Origin of the sequence: Streptomyces sp. Edi2 (genome assembly GCF_040253635.1) — a bacterium.
GTDB lineage: Bacteria > Actinomycetota > Actinomycetes > Streptomycetales > Streptomycetaceae > Streptomyces.
The window spans coordinates 8469742-8494307 of record NZ_JBEJGX010000003.1; the positions used below are offsets into that span (position 1 = coordinate 8469742).

Genomic DNA, 24566 nt, shown 5'->3' on the forward strand with positions numbered 1-24566 from the left:
GAGAAAGCGGACGGTGGCGGCGGATGCGGATGATCGCCGACAGGGGGCAGCGTAACGTCCGAAGATGTCCGGGTGGCCAAAGGGTTCTGGACGTACGGTGGCCGCTCGCCTCGACGCACCTGCCGCCCCGCACCTGCCCGCCTCGTGGCCGCGCGACCCCGGCCTGTCCGCTTCCCGGCCGCCCGCTCCGTGGCCGTCGCGGGGGACACCGCGCCCGCCCGTACTGCCGTCAGTCCTCGTGCAGCGCCTTGCGTTTGCACCACGCCACCACCAGCGCGCCCAGAGCGCTGACCGCGATGAAGCCCATGGCTGCGAGGAACACCGGCGAGGTGGGCGTCGAAGCCCGCGCGCCGGCCACGGCGTAGGCCGCGGTGTTCGGGATGCTGCCGAGTGCCGTCGCGGCCAGGTAGGCACCCCAGCCCATACGGGAGATGGCGGCGCAGTAGTTCATGGCGCAGAACGGCAGACCGGGGAGGAGCCGGATCACCAGCATCGAGCGGAAGCCGTGCTCGCTCAACTGCCGGTCGACGGCCGTCAGCCAGCGGGCGCGGAGCCACGGGCGCAGGGCGTCCTGTCCGAGCAGCCGGCCGAGCCCGAATGTCAGCGCGGCGCCCAGCACCGTACCGGCGAGTGCCGCGGCCAGCCCGGCCTGGCTGCCGAAGAGGGCCCCCGCCGCGAGATTGAGGACCGGGCGCGGGACGAAGGCGCTGGTGCACGCGCCGTATGCCAGCGCGAAGAGCGCCAGGGCGGCAGGCCCGGACGACTGGGCGGGCCGGGCGCCGGTCAGCAGATGCTGCGGCTGCCACCACAGCGCCATGACCGCGCCGCAGGCCAGCAGGATCAGCAGCAGGCCCAGCCGGGACCAGGGGGAGAACAGCAGACGCGTACAGCGGGCGGCGAGGCCGGCGGGCCCCGCGGCGGGCGGGAACATCCCGGGAGCGTAACCGACCGGGACGCCGGGGAGCTGCAACGCTCCCTGGGCGGCGCCGGATAAATCAGTCGACGCCGCAGCGGGCACCCGGCACCATAGGGCGCATGTTCCGGTACGCCTTCCTCCCGCTCCCGTCCGCAGTCGCGGACGAGCCGAAGGCTGCCGTCGATCTCCTCGCGGCCATCGCCGCCTGCGTTCCCGCAGTCACTGCCGCCGCAGCGGTCGCCGTCCCGGCCGCCGCAGCGGCCGACGGCGCACGAAGCTGACCCTCTCCGGATCGTCCGGCGGACCCTGCAGGGGGAGGGTCGGCCGGGTTCAGGGGTCCCCACGGCGCCAAGTCGCCGTCCTCACCGCATTGTTGCGAGGAAGAACACCATGCCCAAGACGGCATATGTGCGCACCAAGCCGCACGTGAACATCGGCACCATGGGTCACGTCGACCACGGCAAGACGACGCTGACCGCGGCCATCACCAAGGTCCTCAGCGAGCGGGGCAGTGGCACGTTCATGCCCTTCGACCGGATCGACCGGGCCCCGGAGGAGGCCGCCCGCGGCATCACCATCAACATCTCGCACGTCGAGTACGAGACCGGCACCCGCCACTACGCCCATGTCGACATGCCCGGTCACGCCGACTTCATCAAAAACATGGTGACCGGCGCGGCGCAGCTCGACGGCGCGATCCTCGTGGTCTCGGCGCTCGACGGGATCATGCCGCAGACCGCCGAGCATGTGCTGCTCGCCAAGCAGGTGGGCGTCCGGCACATCGTCGTCGCCCTCAACAAGGCCGACGCCGGCGACCCGGAGCTCACCGACCTGGTGGAGCTGGAGGTGCGCGAACTGCTGAGTACGCACGGCTACGACGGGGAGCATGTACCCGTCGTACGCGTCTCGGGACTGCGTGCCCTGGAGGGCGACCCGCGCTGGACGGCGGCGATCGACGCGCTGCTGGACGCCGTCGACACCTATGTGCCGATGCCCGAGCGGTATGTGGACGCGCCCTTTCTGCTGCCGGTGGAGAACGTGCTGACCATCACCGGCCGCGGCACGGTCGTCACCGGAGCCGTCGAGCGCGGCACCGTACGGGTCGGCGACCGGGTCGCGGTGCTCGGCGCGGAGACCGAGACGACGGTCACCGGGCTGGAGACGTTCGGCAAGCCCATGGAGTCCGCCGAGGCCGGGGACAATGTCGCGCTGCTGCTGCGCGGTCTGCACCGCGACCAGGTGCGCCGCGGGCACGTGGTCGCCGCGCCGGGCAGCGTCACACCGCGGCGCCGTTTCACCGCCGAGGTGTATGTGCTCTCCACCGAGGAGGCCGGCCGCCGTACGCCGCTGTCCACCGGCTACCGGCCGCAGTTCTACATCCGTACCGCGGATGTGGTCGGCGACCTCGACCTCGGCGAGCGGGGCATCGCCCGGCCCGGAGAGACGGTGACGGTGTCGGTCGAACTGGGCCGGGACGTGCCGCTGGAGCGGGGCCTGGGCTTCGCCATTCGCGAGGGCGGGCGCACCGTCGGCGCGGGCACGGTGCGTACCGTCGAGGAGTAGACACCGCAGGGCAGCAGGCTGCGCCCGGCACCTCTCCGGAGGCCGGGCGCAGCCGCCTCCTGTCGCAGGGGAGGCGTGGGTGCGAGACTGCTCGCCCGGACGAACGGGTACGAGGGCTCACCGCTGCGCCACCCTGCGCGGGCGGCCGGCCGGACAGGGAGGGAGACCCGATGGCGGGCACGGCACTGGTCCTGGGCGGCGGAGGGCTCACCGGCATCGGCTGGGAGATCGGAGTGCTCGCGGGTCTCGCCGAGGAGGGCCTCGACCTCGTCGGCGCCGACGTGGTCGTCGGCACTTCCGCCGGTTCGATCGTCGGCGCCCACCTCACCTCGGGGCACCTCCCCCTGGAGGAGATGTACGAGCACCAGCTCGCCCCGCCCGATACGGCCCGCCCGTCCGCCCGGATGGGCCCGGCCGCGCTGGCCCGCTTCGCGGCCATCGCGCTGCGCTCCCGGGACGTGGTGTCCTTCGGCGTACGGATGGGGAAGCTGGCCGTTGCGGCGCGTACCGTCACCGAGGCGGAACAGCGCACGGTGATCGCCCGGACCCTGAGCCTGACCGACTGGCCGACCCGCCGGCTGGTGATCACGGCGGTGGACGCCGCGACGGGGGAGCGGACCGCCTTCGACGACACCAGCGGGGTGCGGCTGCTGGACGCGGTGGGCGCGAGCTGCGCGGTCCCCGGTGTCTATCCGCCGGTCACCATCGACGGCACCCGGTGGATCGATGGCGGGGTGCACTCCAGCGCCAATGCCGATCTGGCCGCCGGATACGAACGGGTGGTGATCGTCGCGCCGATGGCGGCCAGTGGCGGGCCGATCGCCGGACCGCGGTCGCAGGGGGAGCAACTGGCCCGCCGTGGTGCGCGGGTGTGCGTGCTGACCCCCGACCGCGCGGCCCGGGCGGCGTTCGGCCGCAATGTCCTGGACCCCGCCAAGCGCGCGGACGCGGCCCGTGCGGGGCGCCGGCAGGCCGCAGCCCAGGTGGCGCGGATCCGGCAGGTCTGGTCGGACTGACCCGGGGCCCGGCAGGTCTGGTCGCAGTGACCGGGCGGGGCAGAGCAGGGCAGCGCGGGACAGGGCGGGGCAGCTTCGTCGGCCGGTTCCCCGCCGCGACCGCGGGGCCGGGGCACCGTGGCCGTACCGGCACAATGGGACGGTGGACGAAGCACCCGAGCCGATACCCGTCACCCGGACCGTGGACTGCGGCACGGCCAAGCTGCTGCCGGACGTCGACCGCCCGCGTGCCTGGCTGCTCACGGTGGATGGTGCACCCCAGTCGTACGTGGACCTCGACGCGCCGGCCCATCTGGAATTCGAGTACGTACGCCGCCTGGCATACGTCCTGGACGAGGTGGCCGCCCCGGGCCGGCCGCTCGACGCGCTGCACCTGGGCGGCGGGGCGCTGACCCTGCCGCGCTATCTCGCCGCCACCCGTCCGCACTCCCGGCAGGACGTCATCGAGGCCGACCGCGGGCTGCTCGCCCTGGTGACGGAACACCTGCCGCTGCCCGGCGACTGCGGGATCACGGTGCACGCCGAGGACGCCAGGACGGCTCTGGAGGCGGCGCCGGAGGGCAGCGCCGATGTCATCGTGGCGGATGTCTTCGGCGGCTCGCGGGTGCCGGCCCATCTCACCTCGGTCGAGTACGCGCGGGCCGCCGCCAGGGTGCTGCGACCGGACGGCTGTTACGCCGCGAACCTCGCGGACGGCGCGCCGTTCGGCTTTCTGCGCGGCCAACTCGCCAATTTCGCCGCGGTCTTCGCACACCTCGCACTGATCGCCGAGCCCTCGGTGCTGCGCGGCCGCCGGTTCGGCAACGCCGTGCTGCTCGCCTCGCGCGCACCGCTTCCGCTCGCCGCGCTGGCCCGGCGGACGGCCGGTGACGCCTTCCCGGCCCGGGTCGAGCACGGCGGGGCCCTGCGGCGGCTGATCGCGGAGGCGGTCCCCGTACGCGATGCCGACGCGGTGGCGTCCCCGATGCCACCGGACGGCGCGTTCAGCGTCGGCTGAGCGCGGGCCGCCGCGGCTTCGGAGCAGGACCGCGGCGCGTGCTCACTCCGCCTGCGCGGCCTGCGCCGGCGTCGCCCCGGCGCCAGGGGAGAGTGCTGGGCCCGCCGCGGGCTCCGGCGGTGTCCGCCGGGTGAGCCGCCGCACCCCGGGGACGCACAGCACCGCCGCCGTCAGCAGCGCGATCATGGCGGAGCAGCCCCACAGCGCGGCTTGCCGGCCGATGAGGTCCTGTACCGGGCCGGCCAGCGCGGTGGCGAGCGGAACCATGGCCAGGGACCCGAGCCAGTCGTAGGACGAGACCCGGGAGAACTTCTCCTCGGGGATCTCCTGGTGCAGCGCCGTCATCCAGGTCACCGCGAAGACCTCGACCGCGATCCCGGTGCCGAACATGACCGCGGCGAGCCCGCCCGCCGGGAGGGGGACGGCGAGCGCGGCGGACGGCAGGGCGAGCGGGAACACGCACAGCGTCCCGGTGAGCAGGAGGCGGTGCGGCTTGACCCGGGTCATCACGAGGGCGCCGCCCACGGTGCCCGCCCCGAAGGCGGCCAGCGCCAGCCCCCAAGGTTCCGGGCCGCCCAGATGCTGTTCCGCGACCAGGGGCCCGTAGACCGCCTCGGCGGCCGATACCACCGCGTTGACGAGGGAGAACTGCACCACCACCGCCCACAGCCAGGACCGGGAGGCGACCTCGCGCCAGCCGTCCCGCAGATCGTGCAGCACCCCACCGCCGGGCGCCCGCGCGGCGACGCCGCCGACGTCGAGGAAGGCGCGCAGCAGGGCCGCGAGGGCGAAGGAGGCGGAGTCGACGGCTAGCACCCAGCCGGGACCGACCGCGGCGACCAGCGCGCCGCCGAGTGCCGTGCCGCCGATGTTCGCGCCGTTCATGCCCATCCGGAAAACGGCGAAGGCACGCCCCGCCTGCTCGCCGGAGACACTGGCGAGCACCATGCCCTCGGAGGCCGGCGCGAAGAAGGCCTGTCCGGTGCCGCCGAGTGCCGCCAGCACGGCCATCTGCCACAACCGTGGTTCGCCGGTCAGGACGAGTAGCGCGAACAGGCCCTGTGACACGCAGCTGAGGACGTTCGCGGCGACCATCACCCGATGCCGGGGGAGCCGGTCGGCGACCGCACCGCCGACCAGCAGGAAGAGGACCAGCGCGATCGTCCGCGCGGCGGCCACCAGGCCGACATCGGTGGCGGAGCCACCGGCGGCGAGCACCGCGAAGGCGGCGGCGATCAGCGCGCCGGAACTGCCGAGGTTCGCGATCACCGTGGCACCGGTGAGCAGCACAAAGTTGCGCCCCGCCCATGCGGGGCGGGCCCTCACCACGAGGGCATCCGCGCGGCGGGATCCGCGGGGAGCCGCTGCCGGTCCGGGGTGCCCGCCGCACGGCTCACGAGGTGTGCCGGGGGCCGCCCCCCTCCGTCGTCGCTGTGCTGTTGTCCTCGCCGCATGAGCGTCAACGATAAACAAGGTGAGAGGTGGGCCACACAGGGATATCCCCCGGGTAACCACTACGGGCATCCGCGGGCAACCGCCCGGCTCCGGCGCCGTGGAGGTCGTGGTGCACCGCCCGGCCCCGGCGCCGGAGAGGCCGTGGCGCACCCCCCGGTCGCGGCGGCCGGACGCCGCCCGCCCCTTCACACCTAAGCTACCGCTAGGTAACATGATCCCCATGTCCTCCGAGACCCTGCCGTCGATCGGCGAAATGATGGCGGCATCCGTGCCGATGGTCCGCACCCTGAACCTCGAGTTCACCGAGACCACCGCCGAGCGCGCCGTGGTCCGCATGCCCGACCAGTCCGACTTCCACAACCACGTCGGCGGACCGCACGCCGGCGCGATGTTCACCCTCGCCGAGTCCGCGAGCGGTGCCATCGTGATGACGGCCTTCGGCGATCAGCTCGGCCGTGCGGTGCCGCTGGCCGTGCGCGCCGAGATCGGCTACAAGAAGCTCGCCATGGGGCCGGTCACCGCCACCGCGGAGCTGGGCCGCCCGGTGGCCGAGGTGGTCGCCGAGCTCGACGCCGGCGGGCGTCCGGAGTTCCCCGTGAACATCGCCCTCACCCGCGAGGACGGCGCGGTCACCGGCGAGATGAGCATTGTGTGGACCCTGCGCCCCAACAAGTGAGCTGCTTCACAGCGGGGTTCCCCGGCCCGTCGTGCCTCGCACGGCGGGCCGTCGTCATGCCGTAGGGGCCGCTGGGCTCCGGATCGGGCCGCGGAGAGCGGGTGTTGTGCAGCGCACCTGGATTCGGCCCTCCGACGGTGCCATCGAGTACGCTTCCCGGGCGTGCTGTGGCGCGCCAGGGGGATCGACCGGCACCGCCGAGACGGCTGCCGGGTCACGGCCCACGGGGGCCCTACATCAGCGGAGGAAGCGGCGTTGCACATCCAGGAGTGGCTCGAGACCGTACCGGCCGTGAGCGTCTACCTCCTGGTGGGGGTGGTGATCGGACTGGAGAGCGTGGGTATTCCGCTGCCCGGCGAGATCGTCCTCGTCAGTGCGGCGATCCTGGCGGCGACCCAGGACCACATCAATCCGGTCGTGCTGGGTGCCTGTGCCTCCGCCGGGGCGATCGTCGGTGACTCCATCGGTTATCTGATCGGCCGCAAGGGAGGCCAGCCCCTGTTGCAGTGGGCGGGCCGGAAATTCCCCAAGCACTTCGGCCCCGACCATGTCGCCATGGCCGAGGCGAAGTTCGACAAGTGGGGCATGTGGGCGGTCTTCTTCGGCCGTTTCATCGCCCTGCTGCGCATCTTCGCCGGCCCGCTCGCCGGCGTACTGAAGATGCCGTACTGGAAGTTCCTGATCGCCAACGTCCTCGGCGGCATCATCTGGGCCGGGGGGACGACCGCGCTGATCTACAGCGTCGGCATGGTCGCCGAGTCGTGGCTCAAGCGCTTCTCCTGGCTCGGGCTGGTCGCCGCCGCGGTGTTCGGCGTCGGCTCCTTCTTCCTCATGAAGTACCGCGCGAAGAAGGCGGCCGCCGCGCGCGAGGAGGCCGAGGCCCCGGTCACCGCGACGGTCGACTGACCGGTCCCGTCCACCGCGGCGCCTCCGCACGGCTCGTACGGCTCGTACGGCGTCACGGCATCGAGCGCAGTCCGCAGTCCCCAGTCCGACGTTGGCCTCGGCGCAACTCGCCTGTTGTAGTTGTGGACCGGTTGACGAGCGCGTGACGTCAGGGCATCAACCAGACGTCGGGTCCGCCGTCGCGCCATTCGAAGACACCGGTGTCGTCCCAGACGAACTTCGTGGTGCAGAAACCGGCCCGGCGCAGTATCGCGGCCACATCACCAGGGCGCAGCGCCCGTCCCAGATCCTGTCCGTTGAGGGTCACACGGCGGCCGCCCGTGGAGGGCGGGTGCACGATCACGGGGGCACGCTTCATGCCTCCCAGCATGCGACCGGCCCGCACCTCCCGCATCCCGAACGCGGTCGGCGCGTCACACAGCGTGTCCCTTTCGCGTCCCGCGGAGCGTGGCACGGCTCTCAGGACCCCGCCCGCAGCCGCGAGAAGAACGGCCGGGCCCGTACACCGGGCCCGCCGCGCTGCCACCACGGTGTCTCCTCGTCGGCGTCCGGCCGTGCCGCCCCGTTGCGCACCGCCCGGCGCAGGCCCGCCAGCATGTTGCGGACGCCCGCGATGAACAGAGGGTCACCGATGAGTTTCTTGGCCACCAGCGCCTTGTGGCAGGCGCGCAGCGCCGCCGCCGGTTTCCCATGGACGCTCTCGGTCATGGCACGGGCGTAGAGGACCGTCGAGTACAGCCAGAAATCACCGTCGCAGTGCCGGACCTCCCAGGCGCGGTGGGCGGCCGTCCTCGCCCGTTCCGCGTCGAGCGGCGCCAGGGCGATGGCGAGCAGCGCCCAGCTGTGGGCGGGCCCCGGACCGAACCATGGATCCCTGGAGTGGTGCCGGGTCGCCTCCTCCAGACACGCCACGGCCGCCGCGGTGTTCCCGCGGTACAGCTCCAGTACGGCGTGCGCATGCGCGATACGGGCCAGTCCGTCGGAGTCCGCATGCATCACGGCGGCCGTCCAGGCCTCGTCGAGCAGGGCCTCCGCGGCGGCAAGCGAATGTTCCTGTGCGGCGAGGTAGCCGGCCAGCCACAGTGCCCGGGCCCGCAGCGCGGTGTCGTCCCGGGAGAGCAGCAGCAGGCGGTCCAGATGGGCCCGCCCCTCACGGCGGAAGCCGCAGGCGGCCCAGTGGAACCACAGGGACACCGCGATCTCCAGCGCCCCGAGCGCATCCTCCGCGTCCTGCGGCGGCCGGGTCAGCGCCGCGTCGAGATTGGCCTGTTCGTCCTCCACCAGCCGCACGGCGACCTGCTGGTTCGGTCCCTGCCAGGCGATCTGGGCCTCGGCCGCGAGCGCCGCACACGCCTGCCGGAAGCGTCGCAGCGCCGCGGACTCCTCGCCCGCCTCCCGCAGCTGCGTCCGGCCGAAGTCCCGGGCGGCGCGCGGCAGTCGGTAGCGCGGTGGCAGCGCGGCCCCGGTGTCCTCGTGCGCGCCGCCCGCGTCCCGTACACGTTCGACGACCGAGGCCGTACGGAGCCGTTCCAGCGCGCTGTCGACCGCCGCTGCGGGCACGTCACTGCTGGTGCAGACGCATCCGGCGAGCCAGGGGTCGAAGTCGCCGGGAAGCACCGAGAGCCTGGCCCACACCCGGCGGTCGGTGGGCGAGCAGAGGGCGTACCCCGCGGCCTGCGCGGCGTGCAGGGAGGTGTGCCGCACGGTTGCCGCCGGCCCGGAGTAGAACAGCGGACCGTCCGTGCCCACCTGCGCCGCGAGCTGCGGCAGGGACATCCGGTCCAGCTGGTGCGCGGCCAGGGCGATTGCCAGCGGTGAGCCCTCCAGCGCCTGGCACACCGTGACCAGGAGCTCGGGCGCCGCGGCCCCGGCCCGCGTGGCCAGCAGTTCGACCGCCGGTCCGGCGATCCCCTCGCCCAGCGTCACCGGCAGCGGCGCGAGGTCGACGACCCGCTCCTCGGCCAGCCCCAGCGGGCCCCGTGCGGTCACCACGATACGCAGCGACGGATCGGCCCTCAGCAGCCGCCGCACGAGCTGTGCGCACTCGGCGAGCACCGGGTCGCAGTCGTCCAGCAGTACGGTCGCGCGCTGCCGCCGGCAGTATGCGGCCAGCGCCGCGAGGGCGGTGGCGCCCGCGGGAGGGCATGCCGCGGTGGCATCCGTCCGGCCCGTCCCGCCGGGAAGTGGTGCGCCGGCACCGGGGTCGGCCGCCTGCCGGGCGAGGGGGCGGGCGGTGTCCCGGCAGGCGGTGTCCGACTGCCCCGCGGCCCGGAGCAGCGCCTCGGCAGGACCGCCCTCGGTCAGTCCGTCCCAGCAGCCGACCCGGATGACCGTGCCGCCGTGCCGAGCGGTGTGCTCCTCCAGGACGGCGCGGGCCAGCACGCTCTTGCCCACCCCGGCGGCCCCGGTGAGCGTCACCAGCGGAGCACCGCTCAACAGCCCGGACACCTGCTCATGCTCAACTGCCCGCCCCACTACGGCGGGCGGTGGCCGGCGATCGGCCCACGCGGTCATCGGTCATCCCCAACCACGGCACAGTGCCGCGCCCTTCCGAACTGGGAACCCACGATGCCAGAACCGACCGTCCGGTAAGGAACGAGTGGGCGCATCGAACGAGGGAATCCCCGGCGCCGTATTTGACGTGACGCGAGGTCGCCGCGGGCCCCGGGGAGGGCGGAACGCCAGGTCACGGCGGTCGGGGTCGGCGTCGAGGACCCGTCGGGCGATCTTAAAGTGGTGTCTTTCGACCGGCGGGGCAGTGGCAGCGTGGCGGTCCGCGGCCGGCCCGAGTATCCAAGGAGTACGTCCCGATGAAGCGCCTGCGTGTCCGTGCTGCGGTGAGTGTGGTGGCCCTGGGGCTGCTGGCCGGCTGCGGAGACGGCCGGGACTTCGTCGACGCCTCGGGCGTGCCGCCGCTGCCGGCCCGTGCCGCGGACGCCCGCAACGGCAAGCCCCGGGTGGCCGAGCCGCGGGGCCCGCGCTCCTCCTTCACCCCGTTCCGTACGGCCGGGGACGGCACCGAGGTCGTGACGACGAAGTGGCACGGGCGCAAGTCCGGTTTCACCGGGGACATCTGGGCCTGGGTGCCGCCGGAGTACCACCAGCGGCAGTACGGCACGAGCGGCTTCCCGGTTCTGATCGCGCTGCCCGGCGCCTACGGCTATCCGTTCAACTACTGGGCCGGGGACGCCTTCGCGCTGGAGGAGCGGATCGCCCAGTGGTCGCGGCAGGGCAAGACGCTGCCGTTCATCGTCGTGATGCCGGTGCTCAATCCCGGCAGGAAGTACTACGACGGCAGCGACATACCGGGGCAGCCGAAGATGGGCACCTGGCTGACCGAGGACGTGCCGGACTTCGCGCGAGCCAACTTCCGCACGTACAACAGCCGTGACGGCTGGGCCTTCATGGGGTCCTCGTCGGGCGGGTTCGCCGCGCTGAAGACCGTGCTCAAGGAGCCGCGGAAGTTCAAGGCGGCCATCGTCAACGGCCCGGACACGGCGCCGGATTCGCCGATGTGGCAGGGGCACCCCGAGGCGATGCGCGCCAACGACCCACGCCACCTGGCGCGGCAGCTGGCCGCGCGGAAGAGCCCGCCGGTCTATCTGGCCTTCGAGCTCGGCAGCAAGGAGGCGGCGGTGCCCGATGTGAAGCGGTTCATCAAGGACTACACGGGCGGCCCGGTGCACTCCACGCTCTTCGAAATACCGGGTGGTGTGCACAGCGGTCACACCTACATCCAGCGGATGGCCGACTCGCTGCACTGGATCAGCGAGCAGATGCAGGGCCCCGTGCCGTCCGTTTGACGCACCGTCGCCCGGGTGGTCGCACGGGAGGGGTCCTCCTGTTGCCGGCGCCCGGTCGGCCGCAAGAATTGTCCGTGACCGGCCGGTGGGCGTGGCCGACGTAGGACGGGTGTGCCCGTTGGAAGGAGAGCCGTGCGGAATCTGCGAGTCGTCGGTCTGACGCTGGCCGGCACGGCTCTGCTGGCGGGCAGCCTCACGGCGGGGACCCAGTGGCTGGGGGAGCGGGGCGCGACCAGTGAGGTGACCGGGACGACCGATGCCGTCCCGCGCGACGAGGTCGCCCGCTCCATCTCGGGTCATCTGACGCTGCCGGTGATCCCCCGGGGGCCGCGCTCGGTCGACTGCGCCAGGGACCTGCGTGCGGTCAAAGGCGCACGGACCCATTGCACGGCGCACTACCTGCAAGGGACGGACCGCGGCATGACGGTACGCGTCGTCCGGGTCCGCGGGGGCGAGATCACTTATGTCCACGACGCCCCGCATCGCTGACCCCGGCTGACAATTGCCGTGCACGACGTGGTCCACGTCACGTGAACACGTGTTAACGAGCCGTCAGGAATGGGCTGATCCGTGGCCCCCGGGGGCCGACAACGCCCCCAAAGTCCTCTGCACAGGCCTTTGTTGAATCCCCATCGGATCTGTCTCGTGATCAGATCGCCGTTGGACGAGGGGTGTTGCTGTGATGCTAAGATCATCGCACTTGCCAACGGGGTAGTCACCTGATATGGCATGAAAGAAATTCCGCGCATTGGCCTAAGAAAACCGCCACCCCGGGGAGAACTATGCCATTAGCCGGCCCTTTGATGGCTTTCTGGCAGGCGACTGTGCGTGGCCGTTCACGTATGTCTGGGAGCGCGATTGATTCGCCACGTCATGGCCAGACATACAACACCTGGTGGCTCCGTCGTCCGAAGAGAGTCCTATGACGCAATACTTCCAGGATCCAGCGTTCTGGGGTTTGATCGCTGGCACCCCTGTCGCCGCCACCGCGATTGTTCGCGGCAGAAAAAAGATCACGGAACTCCGACAAGAAAAGGCTGAGCTCAAGCAGCACTACGCCAATCTTGAAAACCACTACGCGGAAGCCGTGGAAGAGGCCAAGGACCGGGCGGAGGAGGCCACCAAGACCACGCTGAAGGCCGCCATGCGGACGCTCCAGGGTCTTGCGGGCGAGCAGCAGCTGGCGATTTCCAAGCTGCAGGAGGCCTATGGCGAGCACAAGATCCTTCAGGATCTGCTCGACATCGACCACATGAACTCGCAGTTTGCGCGGCGCGCGCAGTCCATCGCCGTGCTCTGCGACGGCTGGCTCGGCCGCCGGCGCCACAATGCCTCGCTCTACGACGTGGTGCGCAGCGCGAAGGGCCGTATCCGGCATTTCACGCGTGTCGAGATCCGGTCGCAGAGCAATTTCGCGATCGTGAGCCGCGCCGTGGAGCCGGTGGCTCTCGTGCTCGCCGAGCTGCTGGACAACGCCACCAGCTATTCGGCGCCGGAAACGATGATCGAGATCAATATCCGCCCGGTGCCCAAGGGCGTGTGCATCGTCGTCGACGACGCCGGTGTCGGGATGAACGAGGAGGAGAAGGCGCGGGCTGCCCGGCTGTTGTCGAGCGACCATGCGGCCAGTGTCTCCAGCCTCGGCAACCCGCCGCAGTTCGGATTCACCGTCATCGGCGTGCTGGCCGCCCGCTACGGCTTCAGTGTGTCGGTGGATTCCACCTCTCCCTATGGCGGCGTGCGCGCGGTCGTCCTGCTCCCCGACGATCTACTGGCGTCCCTGCACGAGCCCGAGGAGAGTCCTGCCGTGGCCGCATCCGCCCCGTTGCCGCCCGAGAACCTTCCTGGTCAGCCGGCCCCTGGCGGCCCGGCTCCGGTCCCTGCGGCCGCCGGTTACCCGGCCGCAGGACCTCCGTATCCCGGGTCCGGGCCCATGGGGCAGCAGGCTCCGGCTCACCCGGTTCCGGAGACGACGGCCGGCGGTCTTCCCAAGCGCCGCCGGCGCGGTGCGATATCCATCGTGCCGACCGATTCCGAGAGCACTCAAACCCCGGCCCGCGACAGCGCACAGGCCGCTTCCGTCATGGGGGCATTCCAGCGCGGCACGCAATCCGGCCGTCGTTCCACCAATGCAAGCAATGAAGGGCATGAGGTTCAGTGAACTACGATCTGTCGTGGATGCTTGACAGTGCTCTGGAATTGCCCGAAGCGCAGCACGCCATTCTCGTCTCCGCCGACGGCCTGCTCATGGCCCGCTCCAAGGAAGTCGGCCGGGACCACGCCGACACCGTCGCCGCCGCGATGAGCGGAATGCAGTCGCTGAGCCGTACGGTCGCCGATTTCTGTCATGGCGGTGCAGCCCCCGCCAGTCGGCCGCAATGGCGGCAGACGCTGGTCGAGTTCGACCACGGCTGGGTCTTTCTCATCTCGGCCGGCGAGGGCGCCTATCTCGCGGTCTCGGCTTCTCCCGATGTCGACATGGCGGAGATCACCTTCCGTATGCAGCAGCTTGTCGGCCAGCTCGGTAAGGCACTGACCAGTCCGCCGCGCGAGAGGGCTGATATCCAGTCATGACCACCGATGACGAGCCGGAGCTGGAACACGAAGCAGCGGAATTAGTGCGGCCGTACGTCATCACCAACGGCCGAGATCTTCTTGACGGCAGCAACTTCTCGCTGATCACCCTGGTCACCGTGCATGCGGAACCGCCCAGGACGAAACCCCTCGATCCGGAGAAGTTGCGTCTGCTGGACCTGTGTTCGGGGGGCTTTCTCTCGATCGCCGAGATAGCCGGGCACACCCGGCTGCCGGTGGGCGTCGTCAAGATTCTGGTGTCCGATCTCGCGCGGGAGGGCCATCTGTATTCGCGTGCGCCCATACCCAGCGCTCAGCTTGTCGACCGGCAAATTCTTGAGGAGGTGCTGAATGGGCTCCAGGCTCGCTTTGGGTGACGGCGTGTACCTGCGCAATTCAGTGCAGACCGCGGCGAAGATCCTCGTGGTCGGCCACTTCGCCGTGGGCAAGACCACATTCATCGGGACCATGTCCGAAATTCCACCGCTGCGGACCGAAGAGATAATGACCCAGGCGGGTGCGGGAATTGACGATCCCAAAGGCGCGCCCGACAAGACGACGACCACGGTCGCCATGGACTTCGGGCGACTCACGCTCGGCGAGAAGCTGGTCCTGTACCTGTTTGGAACGCCCGGCCAGCAGCGCTTCGTTCAGGTGTGGGAAGACATGACGCGTGGGGCGCTCGGGGCGCTGGTCCTCGTCGACCCCCAGCGGCTCGACGAGTCCTTCCCTGTCATGGACCTGGTGGAGCACTACGGAATCCCCTACGCCATCGCGGTGAACCACTTCGACGGGACCCCCACGCATTCGCTCGACGAGATCCGGGAAGCGCTGGACCTCCTTCCTGAGACACCTGTCGTCAACTGTGACGCACGGGACCAACGTTCCTCGGCGGATTCGCTGATCGCGCTCGTCCGTTATCTGCAATCCCGCCTCAACTAGGAGTTCAGGTATGCAATCTCACTCGGAATTCCAGGGCCCACCGCCCGGCTGCCCCGCCCATGCCGATGGCCGGCGGACTCCCTTGCACGGGCCCGAATTCGCCGCGGACCCGGCGGCCTTCTACGAGGCCCTGCGACAGCACGGACCCAGCGCACCGGTCGAACTCGCCCCCGGTGTGGAGGCCGAACTCGTCACGGACTACGCCGCGGCGCTCCACGTGCTACAGAATCCGGACACCTTTGCGCGTGATTCACGCCATTGGCGTGCGCTGAACGAGGGGTGCGTGCCCCTGGACAGCCCCGTGCTGCCGATGATGATGTACCGGCCGAACTGTCTGTTCTCCGACGGTGCGGACCATATGAGGCTGCGTCAGTCGGTCACGGCGAGCCTGGCCCGGGTGGACACCCACCGGCTGAGCCGTCATGTCGACCGCGTCGCCGCGTACCTCATCAGCCAGTTCAGCAGCCGGGGCCGGGTGGATCTGGTCGCCGACTACGCCCAGCTGTTGCCGCTGCTGGTCTTCAACGACCTCTTCGGCTGCCCCGCCGAGATCGGTGACCGCCTGGTCTTCGGCATATCGGGCATCTTCGACGGCGTCGACGCGGAGAAGGCCAACGAGGTCCTGACCGAAGCGCTGCTGGAGTTGGTGGCGCTCAAGCGGCGTTCACCGGGTGAGGACATCACCTCCTGGCTGATGGAGCACCCGTCCGCACTCTCCGACGAGGAGATGGTCCATCAGCTCGTCACCCTCATCGCGGCGGGGACGGAGCCCACGCAGAACATCATCGCCAGCGCGCTGCGGCTGCTGTTGACGGATGAGAAGTACGTGGGCGACCAGAGCGCGGCCGGCCTGCTGGTCGACGACGCCATCAACGACGTGCTGTGGAACAGTCCTCCGATAGCCAACTACGGTGTGCACTACCCTGTGCACGACATGGAGCTCGGGGGAGCCAAGCTGCCGGCAGGTGAGCCCGTGGTCATCAGTTTCGCGGCCGCCAACGCCGACCCGAACCTCTCGACGGGCCGTCAGGTGCTCAGCAAGCGTGCGCATCTCGCCTGGGGTGCGGGCCCGCACGCCTGTCCCGCCAAGGATCCCGCCCTGCTGGTGTCCGTCCTGGCCATCGAGAAACTGCTCAACACCCTGCCGGACATCGATCTGGCGCTGCCCGCGGAAAGCCTGACCTGGCGTCCTGGCCCCTTCCACCGGGCGCTGGAAGTCCTGCCCGCCCGTTTCACCCCGGTACGCCCCGAGCGGCGTCCGTCCGCTGTCAGGGCAACGGGTGGCCATATGACGGAAAATACCCCTCGACAGGACCGGGGGAATGAGGTGTCAAGGGGCAAGTGGTGGAGCTCATTCCTCTCCTGGTGGAAGGTGTGACATTGGCGACAACAAATCATTTTCCACTGGGCGTAAAAGTTCAATCACTGGGGTAGTCAGGGTTGGTCGTCCTGGCCTGATGCATTGAATGAAGGAGTTCTCGCAGTGGAATCCGCCGTGGTTGCCCCACCCATGGTCATGTCCGTGGACCGACGCTCTGTGATAAGGCTTCTCTCTCGCCTGCGCACACCGGAAGGCCAAGCGAATCTGCTGCCGCACTACACGGAACTCCGATCGATGGGAGATATCGTTCCGGCACCTTGGGACGGCCATTTGGTGACCTCTTTCGGCCTGTGCGACCACGTGTTGCGCAACAGGTCATGGCTGGTGCCGGACAGCGGCTGGCGGGCCAGGCAGGGCGAGGCGACCCGCTGGATGGCGCCGTCTTCGCGACAGATGGCCAGCACGCTGCCCGGGCTCAACCCGCCGCACCACACACGGGCCAGGCGGTCGGTGGGCAACATGTTCGACCGTAAGTGCCTGGATTCCATCAAGAATTCGGTCGAGCGTAATACGGAGGAATTGCTCGACCGGCTGACGGAAAGACTGAAGGACGGTGAGGCGGACTTCAGTTCCCTTGTCAGTGAAGAATTGCCGGTGATGACGATAGGGGAATGGCTCGGTCTGCCGAAAGTCGATTATCCGCTGCTGCGGTCGCTCACCCACGATCAGGTTTTCGCCCAGGAACTGCTGCCCACGGCGAGTCAGCTCGCGCAGTCCGACGCCGCGACCGGGAAACTGCGGGAGTATTTCCTCGACTTGGTACAGGAACGCCGCCGTGCGCCCGGAAACGACCCGATCTCGTCGTGGATACGGACCTGGGACGAACTCGAACCACATCAGGATGCCGCGGACGAGGCCGTCTACCGACTCGCCCTCTTCGTGGTGCTGGCAGCCCTGGAGACCACCTCGAACCTGCTGTCCACGATGGTGTGGCTGATCGCCGAACACCCCCGGCAGATGGGGTGGTTGCGTGCCTACCCGGACTGCATACCGGCGGCCGTCGAAGAGGTCCTGCGCTACGACTCCCCGACGCATGTGGTGAGCCGGATCGCCGGCGAGGACACCACGCTGGCGGGCATCCCCGTGGAGAAGGACCAGATGGTGCACCTCATGGTCGGTGCCGCTAACCACGATCCCGCACACCACATCGATCCCGCGTTCTTCGACGTCCGCCGCAAGGCCACTCACCTGAGCTTCAGTGGCGGGATCCATTACTGCCTCGGTGCCGCCCTGGCCCGGCTGGAAGCGACCACCGTGCTGACCGGGGTGCTCCGGCGGTTCCCCGCCCTGCAGTTGAGCCGTACGCCCGACTGGGCGCCGCGGGTGGCCTTCCGGCGGCTCATGACGCTGCCCGTGGTGGAGTCCTGAGAGCATTGAGGTAGGAAGTGCGTCGTGATCGATAACTTCAAGACCCTTGCCGTTGCCCATCAGGGCCCCCTGCTCAACGTCCAGTTGAACAGCCCGGACACCGGCAATGCGCTCGGCGAGCCGATGCTCGACGAACTTCTCACCGTTCTGGGCGCGTTGCACGACCGCCCCGAGATACGGGTGCTGGTCCTCTCCGGCGCGGGAGCGGACTTCTGCCTGGGCGGAGACCGCCAGGAGTTCGCGGCATCCCTCGCCGCGGACCGCTCGGGAGCGGCCCTTCGCGCCATGGGCAACAAGGCACGGCGGGTCTGTGAAGCACTCGCGGCCACCAGCGCGGTCACCATTGCCCGCCTGCACGGCGGGGTGATCGGTGCGGGCATCGCGCTCGCGGTGTTCTGCGATCTGCGGGCCGGTGCGCAGAGCTGTCGCTTCCGGCTGCCGGAGCTCGCGCTGGGCATGCCGCCCGCGTGGGGAGGCGTACTGCCACGCCTGCTCAACGAGTCGGGAGCCGCCAGGATCAGGGAGTTGATCCTGACCGGGGAGAGCTTCGACGCGGCGAAGGCGGTCGAGCTCTCCCTCCTCCACAAGGCCGTTCCGGAGGGCGAGCTGGACGAGGTGATCGCCCGGTGGACAAGACCGTTGGTCCGCAGGTCGCCGGCCGCCCTGCGGACCGCCAAGGTCATGATGAACGCCTACGCGGGCGCCGGCCGCCTTGCGGACGCCACCCTTTTCGACGCGGAGATGCTGACGTCGGTGCTGGCGGCCGCCGGGTCGGAACGGCGTCGCTGACAGGCACCAGGAGGCGACGGCGCAGGCACGCGGGTGTGGTCCGGTCCCGGCCTGCCTTACCTCCCGGGTCCCTTCAGGTCGCACGCGTCGGGCCGCATCAGGCCGCACGCCCGTGGCGCTCGGCCGGCGGCCCGGCTCAGTCCTCGGCGCCCGGCACGTCCTCCCGGTGCCGCGCCGCCAGCTCCCGGTACATCGTGGCGTTGAGGCTGAGGCCCTCGCGCTCCTCGTCGGTCAGTTCCCGCCTGACCTTCGCCGGCACCCCGGCGACCAGGGAACCGGGCGGCACCTGCATGCCCTGGGGAACCAGCGCCTGCGCGGCGACCAGCGAGCCGGCGCCGATGTGCGCGCCGTTGAGCACCGTGGCCCCCATGCCGATCAGCACGTCGTCCTCGACGGTGCAGCCGTGCAGGACCGCGTTGTGCCCGACCGAGACCCGCGCGCCGACGGTCACCGGGAAACCGGGGTCCACGTGCACCGTGCAGTTGTCCTGGATGTTGCTGTCGGCGCCGAGCACGATCGGGCCGCAGTCGGCCCGCAGTACCGCGTGGTACCAGAGGCTGGAGCCCGCCGCCATGGTGACCTCGCCGAGCACGACGGACGTCGGGGCGGTGAATGCCTCCTGATCGACCTTCGGCTCCTTGCCGCCCACCGGTGAAATCAACGCCCGTCCCGCCATCTGTGGATCTCCTCGCCGTGATGCGCCGCGCCAACAGCACCGTAGACGACGGTCGCTGCGCCGGGCAGAGGCGGCGGCCGGTGGGGCGAAGATCACAGCCGGGCGCGCGGTCCGCCGACCGGCGGGCTGAGTACGGTGTGCGGGTGCCGATAAACCAGAACGTGTTCTCATCCATCGCGGCCTGGCGGCGCCGGGCCGTGTCGCGCGCCGTCCACCGCGGCGCGCGCTGGGTGAGGGAAGCCGCGGCCGTCACGGCCGAGCGCCCCGGCCCGTACCGCTTCCGGCGGATCGGTACCGGCACCCGGCTCGCCTATCCGCAGGGCACGCTCTTCGGCGACCCGTGGATCGAGCTCGGCGACCACTGCATCATCGCCCAGGACGTGACGCTGACCGCGGGCATGATGCCGGACCTGGACCTCGGTCCGGAGCCGATCCTCACGCTGGGGAACGGCGTGGTGCTGGGCCGCGGCAGCCATGTGATCGCGGATGTCCGGCTGACGATCGGCGACGACTGCTTCTTCGGCCCCGGTGTCTACGTCACCACCACCAACCACAGCTACGACGACCCCCAGGTGCCGGTCGGCAAGCAGTGGCCGCGCAGCGCCCCGGTGGCCATCGGCCCCGGCAGCTGGATCGGTACCGGCGCGGTGATCCTGCCCGGTGCGCGGCTGGGCCGGAACGTGGTGGTCGCGGCCGGGGCCGTGGTCCGCGGCGAGGTCCCCGATCATGCGGTGGTGGCCGGTGCGCCCGCCCGGGTCGTCCGCAGCTGGGATGCCGAGCAGGGCTGGCAGCCGCCGCTGCGGACACCGGCGCCGGTGCCGATTCCCGAGGGCGTCACCCCGGACCAGCTGGTCGCGCTGCGGGCATGGCAGGCGGAGGAAGCCAAGGAGACGTACGAAGCCAAGGAGACGTACGAAGCCTCCTGAGCCGCCGTCAGGAGCCGGAGCTGCCGCCTGCTCCTTCTCCTCAGCTTCCCGACGCGAGCAGGACCGAGCCGACCAGCGCGAGGGAGGCGCCGGCCGTCTGGATCGCCCGCAGCCGTTCCTTGAGGACGCCGAGCGCGGCGAGCGTGGTGACCACCGGGTAGAGGGAGGCGAGCACCGCCGCCAGGGTGACCGGCCCGTTCTGGGCGGCCAGGGCGTAGGTGCCGTTGGCGGCGACATCGGCGATTCCGACGAAAGCGAGCGCGGGCAGGTCGCCCCGGAGGGCCGGGAGCCCGCCCTCGGGCAGCGCCGGGGTGCCACGCCGCACCGATGCGTACAGGGCGGCGCCGCCGACGGCGACATTGCACACCCGCTGGACGAACAGGGCGAGGAAGAGGCCGGTCACGGTGGTGGACGCCTCGGAGATCAGCGCCATCACCGCGCCGAATCCGAGCGCCGAGATCAGCGTCAGCGCAATGGTCTGCCGGGCCACCGACGCGCCGCTGATCCGCGGGCCGCCGGCCAGCACGACACCGATCACGGCCACGACCATGCCGGCGGCCTGCAGCAGCCCCGGCCGCTCACCCGCCACGATCCCGACCCCGAGCGGTACGAGGACCGTGCCGACCGAGGCGAGCGGGGAGACCACACCCATCGGGCCGAGCGCCAGGGCGCGGTAGAAGCAGAGCATGGCGGCGGGCCCCACGACGCCCGCCCCGACCGCGCACCACAGCTGCGGTCCGGCCTCCCGCCAGCCCCCGGTGGCTATCACCACGGCGCCCAGCACCACGGCGGCCAGGGTCTGCGAGACAACCACCACGGTCAGCGCCTGGAGGCGTCGGGTGAGCAGTCCGCCGCCGAAGTCGGCGAGCCCCCACAGAAGGCTGGTGGCCAGGGCGAAGACCGCTGTCATGGTGAAACCTCGCAGTACAGTGAACCGGACGCTGAAGTACACCACACCGTAGTGCAACAAACTGTATCGCTGCATCCAATATATTGCCCTTCGACTTGGACGGACCGTGACGGACCTCGACCAGCTCACGCAGTCGCTCGCCCGCAACCTCAAGCACTGGCGCGCCGAGCGCGGCTTCACCCTCGATGCACTGGCGGCCCGCGCCGGGGTCAGCCGCGGCATGATCATCCAGATCGAGCAGGCCCGGACGAATCCGAGCGTGGGAACCACCGTCAAGATCGCCGACGCGCTCGGCGTCAGCATCACCACGCTCCTCGACTACGAACAGGGCCCGCAGGTCCGCATCGTGGCGCCGGACGAGGCGGTCCGGCTGTGGTCCACCGAGGGCGGCAGCTTCACCACGCTCCTGGTGGGCGCCGAGGCACCCGGCCCGTACGAACTGTGGGACTGGCGGCTGATGCCCGGCGACAGCAGCGCCTCGGATCCGCACCCGCCCGGCACCGTCGAACTGCTGCATGTCCGGGCCGGCACGCTGACGCTGGTCGTGGACGGTGTGGAGCACACGGTGCCCGCCGGTGCCTCGGCAAGCTTCGAGGCCAAGGTCGCGCACGGCTACCGCAACGACGGCACGGAACCGGTCGAGATGACCATGTCGGTGATCATCCCGCTCGCCGGCTGAGGCGGCCGGCCGCCGCTCTGCCAGGACTGTTAACTTGGCGGCATGCCCGTGCCGATGGATGCTTTCGACGACGTCCGGCCCGCCGTGGACTGCCTGGACCTGCTGACCGCGCCGGTGGCCGCCGTGCTGCGCGCCTGGAACGGATCCGTACCGGTCGAGGAGCTGCGCTTCGTCGACACGGACCCGGCCATCGCGGACACCGCACTGCTCGTCGAGCGCCACGGCCCCTGGCTCCTGCAGCAGTCCGCGAACTGCGTGGTGGTGGCCGGCAAGCGCGGCGGCGAGACCACCCTGGCCGCCTGTGTCGTCCTCTCGCACACCCGCGCCGACGTCAATGGCGTGGTGCGGCGTCAGTTGGGCGCCCGCAAGGCCTCGTTCGCGCCGATGGACCAGGCGGTCGGTGAGAGCGGGATGGAGTACGGCGGGATCACCCCGATCGGCCTGCCCGCCGACTGGCCGCTGCTGCTGGACCCGGCCGTCGCCGATATCCCCTACGCCCTGATCGGCAGCGGCAGCCGCCGCGGCAAGCTCATCGTGCCCGGCAAGGCACTGGCCGAACTGCCCGGCGCCACGGTCCTGGAGGGGCTGGCACTCGCCTAGGGGGAGACACCCCCTAGGGGCGCCGCCCCCTGGCCGCAGGCCGCCCGGCCGGCTCTACGGGGCGAACGTGCCGGAGGGCAGTTCCAGCGACAGCGCCGTGGAGTGCTCGGTGAATCCCAGGCGCCGGTACAGCGGCTCGGCCTCGTCGGTGGCATGCAGATCGACCCGGGTGACGCCCTGCTCGGCGAACCAGCCGAGCAGGGCCTGTGTCGTGGCGCGCGCATGGCCGCGGCCCCGGTAGCGGGGGTCCGTACAGACGTTGAAGACGAAGCCGAAGCGCCCCGTCGGATGGCTCGGTGACGGCAGTCGCTCCTCGATGGTGCCGAGCGCGCACGCCGCGAGATGAGGCGCACCCGCCTCGTCACCCGGCACCACGAATCCGGCCAGCCGCGCCCGCGGCCCGGTCAGCTGCCGATGTGCGGTTACCTCCGCGTCCCGCTCCCAACTCCCGGGCACGTCACGCCCGTTCATGGCGAGGAACATCAGGCGGCGCAACCGGACCAACTCGGCGGCGTCCTCGGGCACAGCGGCTCGCATCCGGCTCATGCCCGGACGCTAACGCACCCGCAGCCCAGCCCCAACGGGGTACCTCCCCTCGTTCACCAGCTGCCCACGGCGCGGAGGCCCGGCGTACGGGATCATTCGGTCGGCCGGCCGGGGTGGGCGTTCAAGCACCGCAAACAGGCCCCCACGAGCTCGCGATCTGGCTACGGTGGGTGTATGACCGGTAACGATGGCGACAGCGATCACGTCAATCGGATTCTTCATGCGGCTACCCAGGGGCGCGAAGGGAAAGCCGTGCTGTGCGATCGCTGCGATATGCCCCTGATCTTCACCGGACGAGAGCGCGCCACCAGCGTGCAGACGCCCATGGTGGTCATCACCGGACACTGCCCGAACGTCGAGTGTGCCGGGGACGGGAGCCCTCCCCGGCACCCCGAGGAGTGAGGAGGGCGCGCCCCGAGCCCGCCGCTCAGCTCAAACGGGGTATCTCCATCGCGGGACAGCGGTCCATCACCATCGCGAGTCCGGAGTCGTGCACCCGGTCCCAGGCAGCCTCGTCCACCACCCCGAGCTGGAACCAGACCGCCTTCGCCCCGACCGCCACGGCCTCGTCGGCGATACCGCCCGCCTGCTCGCTGTTGACGAACACATCGACCACATCGACCGGGAAGGGAATGGCGTCCAGGGACCGATACCCCTGCTCGCCGTGCACCGTCTCCGCCTTCGGATGCACCGGCACGATCCGCTTGCCGTAACGCTGCAGCACCTCGGCGACGCCGTGCGCCGCACGCTGCTCATTGCCGGACAGGCCCACGATGGCCCAGGTGTCGCCGAGCTCGGTGAGGATCTTGCGGATCGTGCTGGGGTCGCCGTACACGCACTGCCTCCTGCGGATGGAAGGGTCCTGTGCCGGACAACGGACGGCGGGACCCGGAGATTCCCGTTGCGGGAGACGGCGCGAAGGCGCGGCGGTGCGGCCGCGGGGCGCGCCACGCTCGGCGCGCGCCGGACGGCAGACGCCCCGCCCGAAGGGGAAGACGGGCGGGGCGGGTCTTCGGTGCCGGTGGCTCAGTTGGCGCCGCGGGCCATACCGCTGCCGGCCATTCCGGCTCCGACGGCGGTGCTGCCCTTCGCGGCGCGGGCCGGTTTGCCGATCCCCCGGCCGCCGCCCACCGGCTCGGCCCCGGCGGCCCCGGTACCCGGGCGCGGCGGCACGGGCACGGCCACATCCCGCGGCTCATCCGCCGTTCCGGACGCGCCGGCCAGCACGGCGCGCAGCTCCTCGGTATCCACCAGCATGCTCACCGGGCCGGTCGGATTGAGATACAGCGCATGCCCCGGCGGCAGCTGCTCGACGAGTGCGGCCACGGGCCGACGGTCGTACAGCAGACGCCCCACCGATTCGAGGTAGCTCTGCGAGGTGTAGACGGGGATCACCGGGGTGCCCTCGGGTGACGCGGCGGCCAACGGGCTACCGGTCGCGGTCACCAGGACAAAGACCTCCGCGCGCCCAAGCGCCTCGGAGACGGCCTCTCCCGGTCCGTAGCCGGTCGCGGCCAGTTGCAGCGCGGCGTCGACCGCATCGGTCGGCTCCGCCCAGTCCAGCATCTGCGGCGACGGCCGGTACTCCGGATTGTCGCGCCACTCGACGATCTCGCCGGACGCGTCCGAACGCCACTGCCCGATCAGCGCCCAGAGGGGCGGTGGCCCCTCTCCTTGCCAGGTCAGATCCACCATGGCCAGCCAGTGGTCGGGTGCCTGGCGTGCCGCCTCGATGACCTCCGGTGGGGGCTCGGGCATCTCCTCGCCCGTGACGGGAACGCCCGCCGTCATCGCCGACTGTGTGCTCTCTTCCATGCAGCCCTCCGCAAACCCGCCGTTCCTA

At 70.8% G+C, this 24566-nt stretch carries 28 protein-coding genes; 19 read left to right on the plus strand and 9 right to left on the minus strand.

Annotated features, from left to right (window positions below):
• Positions 1–229: 229 nt before the first annotated feature.
• On the minus strand, positions 230–931 hold the full coding sequence (locus tag ABR737_RS40430; protein WP_350256131.1) for a TVP38/TMEM64 family protein: 702 nt from the start codon (positions 929–931) through the stop codon (positions 230–232).
• A gap of 104 nt (positions 932–1035) precedes the next feature.
• Here ABR737_RS40430 and ABR737_RS40435 point away from each other — a divergent pair, with 104 nt between their 5' ends.
• The 4 genes from ABR737_RS40435 to ABR737_RS40450 all read left to right on the plus strand — a co-directional run bounded on the left by ABR737_RS40435 (position 1036) and on the right by ABR737_RS40450 (position 4492).
• Complete coding sequence (locus tag ABR737_RS40435; RefSeq protein WP_350256132.1) at positions 1036–1197, plus strand: hypothetical protein; 162 nt, start codon at positions 1036–1038, stop codon at positions 1195–1197.
• 109 nt (positions 1198–1306) lie between these two features.
• Complete coding sequence (tuf, locus tag ABR737_RS40440; RefSeq protein ID WP_350256133.1) at positions 1307–2479, plus strand: elongation factor Tu; 1173 nt, start codon at positions 1307–1309, stop codon at positions 2477–2479.
• Positions 2480–2649: 170 nt separating this feature from the next.
• A complete protein-coding gene (locus ABR737_RS40445; protein WP_350256134.1) occupies positions 2650–3495 on the plus strand; it encodes a patatin-like phospholipase family protein in 846 nt (281 codons plus the stop codon).
• A 142-nt stretch (positions 3496–3637) separates the two neighbouring features.
• Positions 3638–4492, plus strand: a complete 855-nt coding sequence (locus ABR737_RS40450) for a spermidine synthase (RefSeq protein ID WP_350256135.1) — start codon at positions 3638–3640, stop codon at positions 4490–4492.
• A gap of 42 nt (positions 4493–4534) precedes the next feature.
• On the opposite strand, the gene ABR737_RS40455 is transcribed toward ABR737_RS40450, so the two are convergent.
• A complete protein-coding gene (locus tag ABR737_RS40455; RefSeq protein WP_502964536.1) occupies positions 4535–5818 on the minus strand; it encodes an MFS transporter in 1284 nt (427 codons plus the stop codon).
• Positions 5819–6167: 349 nt separating this feature from the next.
• On the opposite strand from ABR737_RS40455, the gene ABR737_RS40460 reads away from it, so the two are divergent.
• Both ABR737_RS40460 and ABR737_RS40465 read left to right on the plus strand, forming a co-directional pair.
• Positions 6168–6623: a DUF4442 domain-containing protein gene (locus ABR737_RS40460; RefSeq protein WP_006601666.1), complete on the plus strand. Its 456-nt coding sequence runs from the start codon at positions 6168–6170 to the stop codon at positions 6621–6623.
• Between the two features lie 255 nt (positions 6624–6878).
• Positions 6879–7529 (plus strand): DedA family protein, encoded by a 651-nt coding sequence (locus ABR737_RS40465; protein ID WP_350256137.1) that lies wholly within the window; start codon positions 6879–6881, stop codon positions 7527–7529.
• Between the two features lie 148 nt (positions 7530–7677).
• On the opposite strand, the gene ABR737_RS40470 is transcribed toward ABR737_RS40465, so the two are convergent.
• Positions 7678–7887 (minus strand): hypothetical protein, encoded by a 210-nt coding sequence (locus ABR737_RS40470; RefSeq protein ID WP_350256138.1) that lies wholly within the window; start codon positions 7885–7887, stop codon positions 7678–7680.
• A 101-nt stretch (positions 7888–7988) separates the two neighbouring features.
• Positions 7989–10043, minus strand: a complete 2055-nt coding sequence (locus ABR737_RS40475) for an ATP-binding protein (protein WP_350256139.1) — start codon at positions 10041–10043, stop codon at positions 7989–7991.
• Positions 10044–10339: 296 nt separating this feature from the next.
• Between ABR737_RS40475 and ABR737_RS40480 the strand changes: the two genes are divergently transcribed.
• The 9 genes from ABR737_RS40480 to ABR737_RS40520 all read left to right on the plus strand — a co-directional run bounded on the left by ABR737_RS40480 (position 10340) and on the right by ABR737_RS40520 (position 18386).
• Positions 10340–11332 (plus strand): alpha/beta hydrolase, encoded by a 993-nt coding sequence (locus ABR737_RS40480; RefSeq protein WP_350256140.1) that lies wholly within the window; start codon positions 10340–10342, stop codon positions 11330–11332.
• Positions 11333–11464: 132 nt separating this feature from the next.
• Positions 11465–11821: a DUF4333 domain-containing protein gene (locus ABR737_RS40485; protein WP_350256141.1), complete on the plus strand. Its 357-nt coding sequence runs from the start codon at positions 11465–11467 to the stop codon at positions 11819–11821.
• 433 nt (positions 11822–12254) lie between these two features.
• Positions 12255–13493: an ATP-binding protein gene (locus tag ABR737_RS40490; RefSeq protein WP_350256142.1), complete on the plus strand. Its 1239-nt coding sequence runs from the start codon at positions 12255–12257 to the stop codon at positions 13491–13493.
• Positions 13490–13906 carry a roadblock/LC7 domain-containing protein gene (locus ABR737_RS40495; protein ID WP_350256143.1) on the plus strand — a complete coding sequence of 139 codons (417 nt, stop codon included), beginning with the start codon at positions 13490–13492 and terminating at the stop codon, positions 13904–13906. Before ABR737_RS40490 ends, ABR737_RS40495 begins: the two co-directional genes overlap by 4 nt.
• Complete coding sequence (locus tag ABR737_RS40500) at positions 13903–14283, plus strand: DUF742 domain-containing protein (RefSeq protein WP_350256144.1); 381 nt, start codon at positions 13903–13905, stop codon at positions 14281–14283. Before ABR737_RS40495 ends, ABR737_RS40500 begins: the two co-directional genes overlap by 4 nt.
• Positions 14258–14848, plus strand: a complete 591-nt coding sequence (locus tag ABR737_RS40505; protein WP_350256145.1) for a GTP-binding protein — start codon at positions 14258–14260, stop codon at positions 14846–14848. Before ABR737_RS40500 ends, ABR737_RS40505 begins: the two co-directional genes overlap by 26 nt.
• Positions 14849–14858: 10 nt before the next feature.
• Entirely contained in the window at positions 14859–16226 is a 1368-nt protein-coding gene (locus tag ABR737_RS40510; RefSeq protein ID WP_350256146.1) for a cytochrome P450, read from the plus strand.
• Between the two features lie 132 nt (positions 16227–16358).
• The gene (locus tag ABR737_RS40515) at positions 16359–17597 is read left to right on the plus strand and encodes a cytochrome P450 (RefSeq protein ID WP_350257111.1); all 1239 of its coding nucleotides are present in this window, start codon (positions 16359–16361) and stop codon (positions 17595–17597) included.
• Between the two features lie 24 nt (positions 17598–17621).
• A complete protein-coding gene (locus tag ABR737_RS40520; protein ID WP_350256147.1) occupies positions 17622–18386 on the plus strand; it encodes an enoyl-CoA hydratase/isomerase family protein in 765 nt (254 codons plus the stop codon).
• 136 nt (positions 18387–18522) lie between these two features.
• Here the strand turns inward: ABR737_RS40520 and ABR737_RS40525 are convergent, their stop codons facing one another.
• Positions 18523–19062 carry a gamma carbonic anhydrase family protein gene (locus ABR737_RS40525; RefSeq protein ID WP_350256148.1) on the minus strand — a complete coding sequence of 180 codons (540 nt, stop codon included), beginning with the start codon at positions 19060–19062 and terminating at the stop codon, positions 18523–18525.
• 143 nt (positions 19063–19205) lie between these two features.
• Between ABR737_RS40525 and ABR737_RS40530 the strand changes: the two genes are divergently transcribed.
• Positions 19206–19988: an acyltransferase gene (locus ABR737_RS40530; RefSeq protein WP_350256149.1), complete on the plus strand. Its 783-nt coding sequence runs from the start codon at positions 19206–19208 to the stop codon at positions 19986–19988.
• Positions 19989–20028: 40 nt separating this feature from the next.
• Here ABR737_RS40530 and ABR737_RS40535 read toward each other — a convergent pair whose 3' ends face one another.
• Positions 20029–20898 carry an EamA family transporter gene (locus tag ABR737_RS40535; RefSeq protein WP_350256150.1) on the minus strand — a complete coding sequence of 290 codons (870 nt, stop codon included), beginning with the start codon at positions 20896–20898 and terminating at the stop codon, positions 20029–20031.
• Between the two features lie 106 nt (positions 20899–21004).
• Here ABR737_RS40535 and ABR737_RS40540 point away from each other — a divergent pair, with 106 nt between their 5' ends.
• Both ABR737_RS40540 and ABR737_RS40545 read left to right on the plus strand, forming a co-directional pair.
• A complete protein-coding gene (locus ABR737_RS40540; RefSeq protein ID WP_350256151.1) occupies positions 21005–21577 on the plus strand; it encodes a cupin domain-containing protein in 573 nt (190 codons plus the stop codon).
• Between the two features lie 42 nt (positions 21578–21619).
• Complete coding sequence (locus ABR737_RS40545; RefSeq protein ID WP_350256152.1) at positions 21620–22177, plus strand: YbaK/EbsC family protein; 558 nt, start codon at positions 21620–21622, stop codon at positions 22175–22177.
• A 54-nt stretch (positions 22178–22231) separates the two neighbouring features.
• Here the strand turns inward: ABR737_RS40545 and ABR737_RS40550 are convergent, their stop codons facing one another.
• On the minus strand, positions 22232–22723 hold the full coding sequence (locus ABR737_RS40550; protein ID WP_350256153.1) for a GNAT family N-acetyltransferase: 492 nt from the start codon (positions 22721–22723) through the stop codon (positions 22232–22234).
• Positions 22724–22897: 174 nt separating this feature from the next.
• Between ABR737_RS40550 and ABR737_RS40555 the strand changes: the two genes are divergently transcribed.
• Positions 22898–23125, plus strand: coding sequence for a hypothetical protein (locus ABR737_RS40555; protein WP_350256154.1), 228 nt, complete (start codon positions 22898–22900; stop codon positions 23123–23125).
• A gap of 25 nt (positions 23126–23150) precedes the next feature.
• Here ABR737_RS40555 and ABR737_RS40560 read toward each other — a convergent pair whose 3' ends face one another.
• Together ABR737_RS40560 and ABR737_RS40565 are read right to left on the minus strand one after the other, a co-directional pair.
• Complete coding sequence (locus tag ABR737_RS40560) at positions 23151–23558, minus strand: CoA-binding protein (RefSeq protein WP_350256155.1); 408 nt, start codon at positions 23556–23558, stop codon at positions 23151–23153.
• A 191-nt stretch (positions 23559–23749) separates the two neighbouring features.
• On the minus strand, positions 23750–24538 hold the full coding sequence (locus tag ABR737_RS40565) for a type VII secretion system-associated protein (protein WP_350256156.1): 789 nt from the start codon (positions 24536–24538) through the stop codon (positions 23750–23752).
• Between the last annotated feature and the right edge of the window lie 28 nt (positions 24539–24566).